This window comes from Bacillus sp. NEB1478 (assembly GCF_031582965.1).
In the GTDB taxonomy this organism is placed as follows: domain Bacteria; phylum Bacillota; class Bacilli; order Bacillales; family Fictibacillaceae; genus Fictibacillus.
This window is the reverse complement of record NZ_CP134049.1, coordinates 1,215,797-1,228,802: the sequence shown is the minus strand read 5'-3', so window position 1 is coordinate 1,228,802 and position 13,006 is coordinate 1,215,797. Positions and strand designations below refer to the sequence as shown.

At 37.5% G+C, this 13,006-nt stretch carries 14 protein-coding genes and 2 other annotated features; of the genes, 3 read left to right on the top strand and 11 right to left on the bottom strand.

From position 1 onward, the window contains the following. Window positions 1-19: 19 nt before the first annotated feature. The gene (locus tag RGB74_RS05875; protein WP_310762063.1) at window positions 20-1,360 is read left to right on the top strand and encodes a cytochrome ubiquinol oxidase subunit I; all 1,341 of its coding nucleotides are present in this window, start codon (window positions 20-22) and stop codon (window positions 1,358-1,360) included. Window positions 1,361-1,376: 16 nt separating this feature from the next. After that, window positions 1,377-2,402, top strand: a complete 1,026-nt coding sequence (locus RGB74_RS05870) for a cytochrome d ubiquinol oxidase subunit II (RefSeq protein WP_310762062.1) — start codon at window positions 1,377-1,379, stop codon at window positions 2,400-2,402. A 7-nt stretch (window positions 2,403-2,409) separates the two neighbouring features. Here the strand turns inward: RGB74_RS05870 and RGB74_RS05865 are convergent, their stop codons facing one another. From RGB74_RS05865 to RGB74_RS05825, 9 genes are all read right to left on the bottom strand, one after another. Further along, complete coding sequence (locus tag RGB74_RS05865; protein WP_310762061.1) at window positions 2,410-2,661, bottom strand: DUF1294 domain-containing protein; 252 nt, start codon at window positions 2,659-2,661, stop codon at window positions 2,410-2,412. Window positions 2,662-2,737: 76 nt separating this feature from the next. After that, on the bottom strand, window positions 2,738-3,097 hold the full coding sequence (gene rplT, locus RGB74_RS05860) for a 50S ribosomal protein L20 (protein WP_310762060.1): 360 nt from the start codon (window positions 3,095-3,097) through the stop codon (window positions 2,738-2,740). Window positions 3,098-3,134: 37 nt separating this feature from the next. Next, window positions 3,135-3,338, bottom strand: a complete 204-nt coding sequence (gene rpmI / locus RGB74_RS05855; protein ID WP_310259485.1) for a 50S ribosomal protein L35 — start codon at window positions 3,336-3,338, stop codon at window positions 3,135-3,137. A 23-nt stretch (window positions 3,339-3,361) separates the two neighbouring features. After that, on the bottom strand, window positions 3,362-3,865 hold the full coding sequence (gene infC, locus RGB74_RS05850; protein ID WP_310259488.1) for a translation initiation factor IF-3: 504 nt from the start codon (window positions 3,863-3,865) through the stop codon (window positions 3,362-3,364). Window positions 3,866-3,935: 70 nt separating this feature from the next. Continuing rightward, window positions 3,936-4,077, bottom strand: a sequence feature (ribosomal protein L20 leader region). 400 nt (window positions 4,078-4,477) lie between these two features. Next, on the bottom strand, window positions 4,478-6,385 hold the full coding sequence (gene thrS, locus RGB74_RS05845) for a threonine--tRNA ligase (protein WP_310762059.1): 1,908 nt from the start codon (window positions 6,383-6,385) through the stop codon (window positions 4,478-4,480). Window positions 6,386-6,437: 52 nt separating this feature from the next. Continuing rightward, window positions 6,438-6,665, bottom strand: a binding site (T-box leader). Window positions 6,666-6,730: 65 nt separating this feature from the next. Continuing rightward, window positions 6,731-7,597 (bottom strand): sporulation protein YtxC, encoded by an 867-nt coding sequence (gene ytxC / locus RGB74_RS05840; RefSeq protein ID WP_310762058.1) that lies wholly within the window; start codon window positions 7,595-7,597, stop codon window positions 6,731-6,733. Window positions 7,598-7,848: 251 nt separating this feature from the next. Beyond that, window positions 7,849-8,505: an amino acid ABC transporter permease gene (locus tag RGB74_RS05835; protein WP_310762057.1), complete on the bottom strand. Its 657-nt coding sequence runs from the start codon at window positions 8,503-8,505 to the stop codon at window positions 7,849-7,851. Window positions 8,506-8,524: 19 nt separating this feature from the next. Continuing rightward, window positions 8,525-9,307, bottom strand: a complete 783-nt coding sequence (locus RGB74_RS05830) for a basic amino acid ABC transporter substrate-binding protein (RefSeq protein ID WP_396136051.1) — start codon at window positions 9,305-9,307, stop codon at window positions 8,525-8,527. Between the two features lie 154 nt (window positions 9,308-9,461). Continuing rightward, window positions 9,462-10,187 (bottom strand): Crp/Fnr family transcriptional regulator, encoded by a 726-nt coding sequence (locus RGB74_RS05825; RefSeq protein WP_310762055.1) that lies wholly within the window; start codon window positions 10,185-10,187, stop codon window positions 9,462-9,464. Window positions 10,188-10,344: 157 nt separating this feature from the next. On the opposite strand from RGB74_RS05825, the gene RGB74_RS05820 reads away from it, so the two are divergent. Next, the gene (locus RGB74_RS05820) at window positions 10,345-10,851 is read left to right on the top strand and encodes a hypothetical protein (RefSeq protein ID WP_310762054.1); all 507 of its coding nucleotides are present in this window, start codon (window positions 10,345-10,347) and stop codon (window positions 10,849-10,851) included. A 55-nt stretch (window positions 10,852-10,906) separates the two neighbouring features. Here the strand turns inward: RGB74_RS05820 and RGB74_RS05815 are convergent, their stop codons facing one another. Together RGB74_RS05815 and RGB74_RS05810 are read right to left on the bottom strand one after the other, a co-directional pair. Next, window positions 10,907-12,538 (bottom strand): b(o/a)3-type cytochrome-c oxidase subunit 1, encoded by a 1,632-nt coding sequence (locus tag RGB74_RS05815; protein WP_310762053.1) that lies wholly within the window; start codon window positions 12,536-12,538, stop codon window positions 10,907-10,909. Continuing rightward, a complete protein-coding gene (locus RGB74_RS05810; RefSeq protein WP_310762052.1) occupies window positions 12,535-13,005 on the bottom strand; it encodes a cytochrome c oxidase subunit II in 471 nt (156 codons plus the stop codon). The genes RGB74_RS05815 and RGB74_RS05810 overlap by 4 nt, the downstream gene beginning before the upstream one ends. Between the last annotated feature and the right edge of the window lies 1 nt (window position 13,006).

Below are 13,006 nucleotides of genomic sequence, written 5' to 3'. Positions count from 1 at the left end.
GTTTGAAGGAGGATTACAGATGGATACGGTTATACTAGCTAGATCTTTTTTCGGTACATCACTAGGTTTTCATATCATTTTTGCAACTCTGGGTGTTGGAATTCCTTTAATGATCGTAATTGCTGAAATTATTCATCAAATAAAAGGGGATAAAGATTATGCCATCATGGCAAAGAGGTGGACGAAAGCTTTTGCCGTTTTGTTAGGTGTGGCTATACCATCAGGAACCATTGTTGGAGTGCAGTTATCTCTTCTTTGGCCAGGATTTATGGAGATTGTAGGGAAAGTTATATCGCTGCCATTTCAGATTGAAATCTTTGCATTCTTTCTTGAAGCTCTTTTTATGTCCATTTATGTATATGCTGCAGACAGACTCCCACCTTATTTCAGGCTTATTTCTGTATTTTTCGTTGCATTCGGTGCCGTTGCATCTGCGATTTTAATAACAGCAGTTAACACGTGGATGAACACACCCGATGGTTTCAAAATTAAGCCTGACGGGACGATCTATGATGTTCAGCCATGGGATGCATTCTTTAATCCTAGTTTTGTATCATCAGCGTTCCATGTCGCCATTACTGCTTATATGACAGGTGCATTTGCCGTTGCTTCAGTGGCGGCTTTTAAACTATTAAAAAAGCGTTCTGATAAGGAAAAAGCTTATCATTTAAAAAGCTTGTTCATGTCACTGATTGTTGCGTTTACTATGAGTTTTATTTCTGTTGTTTCAGGACACCATTCTGCTCAAATTCTGCATGAACATTCTCCTGAGAAATTAGCCGCTGCAGAAGGTTTATTTGATACACAGCGATATGCACCACTAGCAATCGGTGGATTCACGGATCCCAAAACAGAAGAAGTGAAATATGGCATCGAAATCCCATGGGCACTCAGCTGGTTAGCTGGAGGAAGATTTGATACAGAAGTTAAAGGTCTTTACGAATTTCCTCGTGAGACATGGCCACCTTATTATGTTCATACATTATTTAACTTGATGGTCGGAATCGGAACCTTGTTACTAGGACTCGCTGGGATCGTTTTGCTTTACTGGTGGTTCTTAATTAAGAAAAAGAACAAAGCATTTCCGAAATGGATGCTATGGAGCTTAGTCTTATCAGGACCATTATCAATGCTCGGAATTGAATTTGGCTGGGTGTTCAGCTGCAGCGGCAGACAGCCATGGACCATTTACAGAGTTCAAACGACCGCAGAAGCTGCTACTAAAAACGAAAATCTCGGAATGCTCTTCCTGCTATTTTTACTTTTGTATGCAGTTCTGAGTGTTTTAACGATTCTAATATTAACGGCTTATTTTAAAAGAAATCCTGTATCAAAAGATATGGATAAAGTTTATGGTTAGAAAGGAGGAATGAAGAATGAGCGAAGAAGTAATTGCGATATTAATCATGTGGACCTTTATTTTTATCTATAGTATTTTTGGTTCTATTGATTTCGGGTCAGGTTTTTGGGCGATGGTATACAATAATCATGAAACAATGGCCGGTAAGGTTGCAAATCGATTTCTCTCCCCTACATGGGAGTTAACAAATACTTTCCTCGTTCTTCTTGTGGTTGCATTTGTCGGTTTCTTTCCAAAAGGTGCTTATACACTCGGAACAGTAATGCTCGTTCCTGTTTCGCTCATCCTGTTTTTCTTGGCTATACGTAGTGCTTTTATGGTTTTCTCCTATTCAGTTCAAGGCTATCGCAAGACGATGTTTATGATCTCAGGCGTATCAGGGGTATTGATACCCTCATTGCTCATCGCCGTTTTGCCCATCTCACAAGGCGGTTTTATTGCAGGAGATGTCTCCAATCAAACCTTGCTGCTAGGAAAATTATTTTCTAGCCCCACTCTGTATCTTTATGTCTTGTTTGGTCTGACTTCTGAATTATACTTGTCATCACTTTTTTTAGCTGACTACTCACGAGTATCCAGTAATGAAGAGGCATACAAGCTTTATCGAGGCAATGTTATTTTGCTTGGGCCTCTCACATTAATAGCTGCTCTATTCACTTTAATGTTTATGCCACCAGAATCATCTTGGCTGGTTGATAACTTAAGAGAACAAAAAATATGGTTTATTTTATCCTTAGCAGCCTTTTTGATAGCATATGTATCTCTTTGGTGGCCAAAACAAAACCGCCCAGGTATTGGACGGCCGCGATTTACTCTGCTATTAACCGTAACACAATACGGTCTTGCTAGTTATGGCTATGGAATGGCACATCTGCCATATATCGTTTATCCAGATTTAACGATTTATGAGGCTTTTACTGCAACAAGTACCTTCTATTCTTTATTGGTTATGTATGTAGTCGGCCTCGCAATTTTAACTCCAGGTTTTTATATTTTCTGGAGGCTCTTTTTAAAAGACAAACGATATTTACAGCAAGATTAATACGTATTTATGAAAACCAGCCTGCAAAGACCGTTATAACGAGACTTAAAAAAGGCAATCCATATTTAAAAGTATGGTGCTTTGTTTTATGTCTGAACTTTTTCATCGCAAGCCACATTCCAGGTGCTCCACCTAAGAACGCAAGTAACCAAAGACGTGCTTCTGGAGTTCGCCATTCCCCTTTTTGGGCAGATGTTTTATCCTTTTTCATTACGAAATAAGCAGCGACATTTAAAACGATTAAATAAAAGATTAACAACTTAATTCCCTTTTCCTTTCAGAATGAAAAAAGATCATCTCCGTCAAATGAGGAAATGATCTTTTCTTTTAGTAATTTAAGCTTTTAGGCTGTCCTTTGCTTTTGAAGCTAGTTCAGCAAAAGCATTTTCATCTGTAATTGCGATCTCAGAAAGCATTTTACGGTTGATATCGATACCTGCTAATTTAAGACCGTGCATTAAACGGCTGTAAGAAAGACCGTTTGTACGAGCAGCAGCATTAATACGAGTAATCCAAAGCTTACGGAAATCACGCTTCTTTTGACGACGGTCACGGTAAGCGTACATTAAAGATTTGAATACTTGTTGTTGTGCTACTTTAAATAATTTATGTTTAGAACCGAAATAGCCTTTAGCCAGCTTAAGAACTTTTTTACGACGACGACGTGTTACATAGCCACCTTTTACTCTTGGCATATTAAAAACCTCCTATTTTTAAATCACTTATAAATGATTAGCGTTTTTTGTAAGTTAACAATGTGCGGATACGTTTGTAATCACCGCTGTGGACAAGTTTCGCTTTGCGAAGTTTACGCTTAGCTTTAGTAGACTTGTTAGCGAACAAGTGACTAGTATAAGCGCGACCACGCTTTAATTTACCTGATCCAGTTTTTCTAAAGCGCTTTGCAGCACCTTTATGAGTTTTCATTTTAGGCATAATGGTTTCCTCCCTGGTAAAAATTATTTTTCGGCTTTAGGTGCTAGGATAAGAAACATGCTTCGTCCTTCCATTTTCGGTGAAGTTTCCACCGTAGAAAGATCCTCACATTCTTTCGCTAATTTCTCCAATACCGTTTTTCCGATTTGAGAATGAGTAATTGCACGTCCACGGAAACGAATACTTGCCTTTACTTTGTCACCTTTTTCAAGGAACTTGCGAGCATTTCTAAGCTTTGTATTAAAATCGTTTTCCTCGATTGTTGGACTAAGACGAATTTCTTTCGTCGTAATAACTTTTTGGTTTTTTCGTGCTTCTCGATCTTTACGTTGCTGCTCGTATTTAAACTTGCCATAATCCATAATTTTGCATACAGGCGGTTTAGCGGCAGGAGCAACGAGAACAAGATCAAGGTTTGCATTTGTCGCAAGGTCTAAAGCTTCTTGTCTTGATTTAATGCCTAGCTGGCTTCCATCTGGACCGATTAAGCGAACCTCACGAGCTCGAATGCCATCATTGACAGACACGTCCTTACTAATAGTAAGTCACCTCCGAATTTTTTCAGTGAGTGTTAAAACACTGCACATGTTATTTACGCAAATAAAAAAAGCGTCGGCGCATATATCACCCACACACAAATCGGCTATGTACTACTGACATGCCAGAATTCATCCTACCTATCAACAATCCATAAAGGACGTCAAAATTAGGTGAGAAGCGGGTGCTTCTGCTTGTTTGATGCTTATGCTTATTTTATTAACCTTACATACTATAACATATTGGCGTGAAATGTGTCAATCAACGTAATAAATAACAACGAGATTAATTTTACTTCGTTTATCAATTTATTGCAAGAGTTTTTTTGTTTTGTTTAAAATGACTGCTTTTGAAAGCCCAGCAAAAGATGCTCCTGGCTTATTGCATGAAGCAGAAATTCTGAAGTATTGAGTCTAAATTACAGGCAATTGCGTCTAATGATGAAATAATTGCGTCATATTTATTAACGATTGAGTCTCTTTAAGTATGAATTGAGTCTTTCGGCTAATTTCGACACGCAAACAGACCTTTCAATTTGAATGGCATCAAAAAAACCTCCCTGTCAAAAACCCAGACAGGAAGGTTCACCTCTTACAATAAATTTATCTTTTTTCGTTAATTTTAGCTAAAATCATGTCTCTGAAATCTTCATAAGAAACGGTTTCTGATTTTTGTTCGCCATACTTTCGAACGTTTACAGCATTGTCTTCGATCTCTTTGTCACCAAGAACAAGCATGTATGGGATCTTTTTCATTTGTGCTTCTCTGATCTTATATCCCATTTTCTCGTTTCTTATATCAATGTCCACTCTAACCGCATGTTTCTTCAAATCTTCTTGAAGTTTATAAGCATACTCATTATGAACATCAGACACAGGAATCAGCTTCACTTGAACTGGCGCTAACCATGTTGGGAAAGCTCCTGCAAAATGCTCAACTAATATTCCTAGGAAACGATCGATTGATCCGTAAATTGCACGGTGGATTACAACCGGACGTACTTTTTGATTATTCTCATCCACATAAGTTAAATCGAACTTCTCCGGCATCTGGAAGTCCAGCTGTATTGTTGCACATTGGTGGCTTCTATTTAATGCATCTTTAATGTGGAAGTCAATTTTCGGACCATAGAATGCCCCATCGCCTTCATTCAAGTGATAATCCATTCCGAGATCTTCCAGCACGTTTTTCAAAGCGCCTTCCGCTTGTTCCCAAAGACGATCGTCACCCATAGAATCTTCAGGACGAGTAGAAAGTTCTACTGAATACTCGAAACCGAAAGTGCTATAGATTTTATCTACAAGTTTAAATACGTTTTTGATTTCACTCTCGATCTGCTTCGGAGTCACGAAAATGTGAGCATCATCTTGGCAGAAAGTTCTTACACGAATCATTCCGTTAAGGGCACCGCTGTATTCGTGACGATGTACTTGTCCAAACTCAGCCATTCGTACAGGGAGATCTCTATATGAATGAAGCTTGTTTTTAAAGATAAGCATATGACCCGGACAGTTCATCGGCTTCATCGCAAACTTCGTATCATCTACTTCTGAGAAATACATGTTTTCATGGTAATGATCCCAGTGGCCGGATTGTTCCCAAAGACGCTGGTTCATCATGAACGGTGTGCGAACTTCATCATAATCTACTTGGCGCTGAAGCTCTCGAGAGAAATTCTCAAGTTCTGTTCTGATAATTTGGCCATTCGGAAGATAGAACGGCATACCAGGCGCTTCTTCTGAGAACATGAATAACTCTAATTCTTTTCCAAGCTTACGGTGATCGCGCTTTTGAGCTTCTTCAATAAAGTGCAAATATTCGTCTAACTCTTTTTGATTTAAGAAAGCTGCTCCATAAATACGCTGAAGCATTTGGTTATCGCTGTTTCCGCGCCAGTATGCACCTGAGATGCTCATGAGCTTATACGCTTTAATCTTTCCAGTTGAAGGAACATGCGGTCCACGGCAAAGGTCAAAGAATTCTCCTTGTTCATAGATCGTAATTTTTTCTCCTTCAGGAAGATCGCGGATCAGTTCCAGCTTTAAATGGTCGTTAAGTTCTTCATAGATGGATAATGCTTCTTCACGTGTAACTTCTTTACGAATAATAGGAAGATTTTCGTTTACAATCTTCTTCATTTCTTTTTCAATAGCTGGAAGATCTTCTGGCGTTAAGACATGCGACATATCCACATCATAGTAAAATCCATTATCAATAACAGGACCGATTCCTAATTTCACATCTGGATATAGGCGTTTTAATGCTTGTGCCAGCAAATGTGCATTAGAGTGTCGTGTCATCTCTAATCCATCTTTTGAATCCTGCATCACGATTTCGATTGATGAATCTTCTTCGATTGGACGTGAAAAATCAAATAATTGACCGTTCACTTTTCCTGCAACTGCTTTTTTCTTTAAACTTGGGCTAATGCTTTCAGCAACTTGCTCTGAAGTTACCCCTTTCGGAAATTCCTTAACTGAACCGTCAGGGAATGAAATCGAAATTGACATAAAAAACATCTCCTTTTTATAAAAAATGAAAACAAAAAACACCCGTCCCTAAAGAAGGGACGAGTGATAATCTCGTGGTTCCACCCTTGTTCTGCAATTATGTAGTATAAATGCAGCACTCGGACAGTATAACGGACTGCTGCCGTCAACGATTACTAAAAGTTTCACCGCTGAAGTTCCAAGGTGGTAAAGCAAATTTCCGTGTTAGGAAGCTTTCAGCCAGAACTTCCCTCTCTATAAACCGTAAAATTTTGCTTCATGTCCTTATCAATACTGATTAATTGATAAAATTATAAACATATTATATGCAGTTATTTTTTAAAAAGCAAGAGCGTGTGACAATTATTACTGCTTTTTATTAAAAAATCTTTTGTTTCGATAAGACATCTTTTCAATGGATGAAATCGTGATCGTTTCCTGAAAGATATTTTTAACAGTTTGAAGAAGCGGATGATCCAGATCATATGAATAAATATGTGCAGAAGCAGGTGCTAAACCGATAAGAGGTCCTAACAAACGTTCATCCAGGCTTGTTACTTTTGATAATTTAAGAGCTCTTTCGTGAAACCTTTCCATTTCTTTCCTCGTTAAAGGATTTTGGTTTTCATCAAGAATCACAATTTTCTCCTTATCAAAAATAATGACGATATTTCGTTTCGAAAATGACTTTTGTTTCGTTACACAAGATCTCAATTGCTCAACAAACATTTGATACTCCAATTCTAATTTATACTCGTCGATCGCACATTCAACAATTTTTAATAGAACGGATAAATATTCCTTTAATCGGAATTTTAAAAACGATTCGAATTCTAAATACGGCAGTGATGTCTTAAATAATGACAGCCATTGCTTACGTATAAGTCCATTTAAATTAGGGAGGTTTTTAGCCTCGGGAATTCCTTCTATTTCACCTGAAATAATACTTTTCGTTATCGTGAATATTTCTTTTTGTTCAGATGCATCTGTGTAAAAAAATAAATGCTCAATCATTTCCTTTAAACAAATATCCTCTACCTTATTTCTTGTGAATTGTGTTAACACATCCAAAATAATGTCTGGGTCTTTCTGTATGTGCAATTCAAGTATTTTAGATGAAGTTTCAGATAATTTGGCAAAGGAAGGGGATAATTTATGTTTCACTGCAGCTCTGATTATATTTTTAAGAACGGTGGTACCGTCGGATGGGTGTGAAAAAGCAATCGCGATCAAACAAGTCCCTCCCATATAAATTCTCAATAATACAATATATGGGACCTGGTCTTAAAACATGTTAGGAAAAGCTGAATTTGTTCATTTAGGAACGAACAATATTTGCACGAAGACAATGAGTTTCGATAAGTAACCGCATGAGCTGGAGTGTATTTATTATATGTGAACGCATTATCGAAACCGACGAAAAGATTCGCTAGTTTTGATCAACAAAAAAACAGCCCGGTTATATAGGCTGCTTTCTGAGCTAATTAATCGTAAACAAATTTACGTTCGATTTTTGAAAGGATAAAAGCCATTCCCAATGTAAGGATTAAATACATTAAAGCAGCGGTCATGTAAGGCTCCCATGGACGGTAATATTCACCCATCATTGCCCTTGCATAATACATCAGCTCAGGTGTAGCAATGATTGAAACAAGTGAAGAATCTTTAATTAATACGATAAATTCATTGCCTAAAGGCGGAATCATTCTTCTGGATGCCTGTGGGAGAATAACATGCTTCATGGCTTGTACATGATTCATTCCTAGCGATCTAGCTGCTTCCATCTGCCCTCTGTCAATGGACTGTATCCCCGCTCGAAAAATTTCTGCAATGTACGCAGCAGCATTAAGTGATAGTGCGAGTACACTTGAAACAAAAACATTTGGCGGTTTCATAATGAGAGGCATTAAAGCTGAATGAATCAATAAGATTTGAACAAGCAACGGCGTTCCTCGAAAGAAACTGACATACCACATACAAGGTATACTAATAAGTCGCTGTTTCGTCATTTTGCCTAACCCAATAAATAACCCCAGAATTGTTCCAAATAGAATACTTAAAAGTGACAGCTGAATGGTATTTACAGTTCCTTTTATAAAAAGGGGCATGTACTCTCTAATGATTTGTAATGAATAGTCCATGTAGTCCTCCAGCTAAATTTTATTGTTTTAAAGCGTCTACATTCGGTTCTTCACCAAACCATTTTTTATAAATTTCGGCGTATTTTCCACTGTCGATCACTTTTTTCATAGCTTTATTGATTTCATCTTGATGGTCTGCATCTTTAGGAAAAATAATCCCGTAAAATTCACTATCGAAATTGTCTTTGTCACTAATCGTAATTAACTTTTTATCTGGGTTATTTTTTTCATATTCCTTCAATACACCATTATCGGCAACAACAGCTTCAACTTCCCCATTTAATAAGGCTTGAATTGCCAGAACATTACTATCAAACTTTTTAATGTCCTCGGTTTTTCCGAACATTTTTTCCAGTGCCTCTTGCCCAGTTGTACCATTTTGTACACTTACTTTTTTGCCTTCTAAATCTTTTGCACTCTTAATAGAAGACCCTTCTTTTGTAAGAATCATATTGATTGATTCAAAATATGGATCTGAAAAATCATAGCTTTTCTTTCTCTTATCATTGATTGTAATTGCAGATATCCCTGCATCTACTTCTTCATTCTGAAGTGCGATGAACAAAGGATCCCAGCCTGTGTTCTTTAATTTGTAATCCAAATCCGCTTCTTTCATAACTGCATCGAGAACATCCACATCGAATCCGACAATCTTGTCTCCATTCAATGATTCAAAAGGGGCATATGCGGCATCTGTTCCTATTGTTAATTTATCATCAGAACCTGTACTTCCACAGGCAGCGAGAAGTGCTGCAGACAGACCGATGATCCCTACTTTAAATGTTTGCTTCAATTTCATTATTGAATCCCCCTTTTATGCTAAATATGTTCTTATTATACACAATATTTTAAATTTAAGGAAAATTCAATTTATTTTTAATAGAAATAAGCGACAATCTTTTAGAAACGTGCATAAAAAAAGAGGCCTTAATCAGGACCCTTCCTTCAAAATCTTTTTAAATTCTGCAAATCTCAACCGGACAATTTTCACAGCTGCATGCTTCTTTCAAATCATTAAGCTTTCGAATCTTTAATTTCCCTTCACCCTCTATAGAAATGACACCCTCTTTTTTCAAGGTGCTCAGCATTCTATTTACCGTTTCTCGGGTTGTTCCGACTAGTTCTGCCAGATCGTTGTTCGTAAACGGCTGTGAGATCACAATTCCAGTAGGAGTCATTATACCGTACGAATTGGCCAGTCTGATCAAAGTGGAGCAAAGCGCACCTTTTTTGCCGTATAACATTAAATCTCTAAATTTAGAACGGGTAATCGCATGCATATTACTCATCCATCTCATAAATTCGACTGCAACATCTCCATGCTGCCATATTATCGTTTCGAGATCCTGCTGCTGAATCACTCCTAATTCACAATGCCTTGTAGCCCTTGCACTATAATTGTATCGGGAATCAGGAGTGATTCCCAACTCCCCGATTAAGTCACCTTCTTGGAAAATATATAATACTAACTCTTTTCCGTCCTCGGTAAGTTTAGTTATTTTTATCTGTCCTTTTTTCACATAATACAATTGTTCTGCTTTGTCTGAATCTAGAAATAAATAGTGATCTTTTTCTATTACCTTAGGATACATAATATTTTCTAAATATTGAAAGGATTGTTTAGAAAAAATATCGGTATTTTGATAGGAACAAAAATTTTGTGGCTGAACGCAGGCACTCATCTCAATACCTCCCCGCTTCTTATGTTTCCATTATAAACCATCCAGTTTATAACTGATGTGATTTAAATCACTCTGTTTATGAACAAAGTGTGATTTTTGATACATCTTTTCCAAGTACATTCCTTTATCCTTCAAATTGAAAGGAGGTTTTAAATGGATGACTGCTGCAGTAATAATGACAACCCCTATTAAAAATGCTCAGTTTTTTATGTGTAACAAATCAAAATTAGTAGATTTAATTTTTGAAATCAAACCCTACTTTAGCGAAATTATTCTAATAAGTGACCGTCCTTCCAGCTATCTTCCTTATGTAAAAGACAGTGCCCGAATTCTTACTCCGTATTATAAAGGAAATAGCCAATTAGCATCACTGTATACCGCGTTATCTCTTTCAAGTTCAGAGAATGTGTGGCTTCTTCATGAAAAGATGCAAGTGCCTGATATACAATTATTCTCGAAAATAAAAGCACTGAAAGATAGAAAAAACTCTCCTGCGGTGATTTTTGATCAGAAGGATAAGGAAAGTCTTTTATACAGTATGTTTGATAAACGGGTTATCAATGATCTAAATAAAATATTAACAATTAAAAACCATACGATTGAACAGTTTATTAATCAGATTACCTATACAGATTTTACGATTTCGGAGCCTTATGTAAAATAAAAAAGGCTGGTTCCAATGCATTTATAAAGTATTGAAGCCAGCTTAAATTTTTATTCTACCAATACTTAAACCCTCGAGATCCTGGAGGAGCGTGTTCGATCATGTGCCAGAACGGTATTGTATAAGCAAACATTATGAGAACGGCACAAATTCCAACCCAGACTTTCCAATTTTCTAGTAATGCCGGAGTAGATGCGGCTCCTTCCTCCACTTCTCCTACTGGAAATTCCATAACGCCTTTTGGAGCTCTAAACGCTAAGTAAACGATAATGTAAATCAAAAGCAATATGGCAGCAAAGAGGATTGTACCCCCTATCGCCATTGAGACTTGATACGGAATCCAATCCACTGCAACTGGATTGTCACTATACGTTGTAAATGACGTTCTGCGCGGCGCTCCGAATAAACCAACTAAATGCATAGCCCCTGACATGAAAAACATTCCTGCAGCCCACATGATCGTTTGGATAATGCCTAAACGATTCATCATAGGAGTCAATGTACGCCCTGTTAAATACGGGACCAGCCAATAACTGATTCCAAAAAAGGTTAAAGCGACTGTAGATGCTACCGTTAAATGGAAATGTCCTGTTACCCACAGTGTATTGTGAATCACCTGATTCAATTGATGACTTGCGTTAATAATTCCTCCAGCTCCTGCAGGAATAAAGATAAGCATTCCAACCATAGGAGCAAAAAAACGCACATCATTCCATGGTAATACTTTAAACCAGCCAAATACTCCTTTTGCTCCCTTTTTTCTGCCTGCTGTCTCAAAACAAGCAAACATTGAAAATGCAGTCATCAGCGAAGGTACAATAACCATAAATGTAAGAGCAACCTGCAGAAACTTCCAATTATGAGAGATACCCGGCTCTAATAATTGATGATGGAAGCCGACTGGTATGCTGAACAATAGAAACAAAACAAATGAAAGTCTTGCAAGTGCATCACTGAATATTTTCCCTCCGATAATTTTAGGAATAACAACATACCAGCACATATAAGCAGGCAGAAGCCAAAAATAAACGAGTGGATGGCCAAAATACCAAAATAGCGTTCTGCTAATTAGAATATCAATCTTATCAACCCAGCCGATAGACCATGGAATGAACTGTAAGATTACGGTTGCCGCAACTCCAAGTGTAGCGATAAACCATAACGCCATTGTCATCACAGCCATATAACTAAAAAGGGGAGATAATTTATTTTTTGTTCTGCTTTTCCATATATAATATTGATTCCACATCGAGAAAGCACAAAGCCAGCTGCCGACAATAACATGGACGAGTGCAATATAAAACCATGGTGAAGCTTGTAAAGGTGCGTAAAATGTATATAGTACTGTAGCTTTATTTAAGAGAATAAAAACAGTAGCTAAACCAGTACCAAACGTCATCATGACAAAACCTAGCCAGCCTAATCTTCGCGGTACGTCATATAAATCGCCCATGGTCTTACTGATTCCTGCATATAAAAATCCTATGATAAAAAAAGTAGTAAAGATAAGTGCTAACAAAACGCCATGAGCTGTTAATAATTGATAATAACCAATTGAAAGCGGAAGAGTAATTACCCCGCCTCTAACTAGTGATTGCAGGAGACCTGCAACTGCTCCAATAAAAAGCGCGATAAAACTAACAGTTAAAAACGCTAGACTTAATTGTGCATCATTTCGATTGATCATAATGTAACCTCCAATGTTACCGCCATCACATGGTGTCCTGCTCCGCAATACTCATTGCACAAAATTAAATATTTGCCAGGTTTATCAAAGGTATAAGTGATCTCACTTACATAGCCCGGTGTAATCATCATATTTACATTTGTTGATGGAATCTCAAATCCATGAACAACATCTGTACTAGTGACTTTAAAATGCACAGTGGAGCCTATAGGAACTTTCATTTTTGAAGGGGTAAAAGTAAAGGCTTGGGCGAGCATAACTGCTTCATATTCTTTTTCCCCGATCTTGTTTAAGCCGGGTTTATCAAAAGGAGCAGTTGCAGATGCTTTCTCTGGATCGATCGTCTCCATATGACTCGGCGGCTGATTTCCCATAGCAAAAGCCGAGACGCCAACAATTAATAAAAAGATAGTCAAGCACACAGCACCGGACCACAGCCAAATTTTTTCATATTTATGAATATGCATA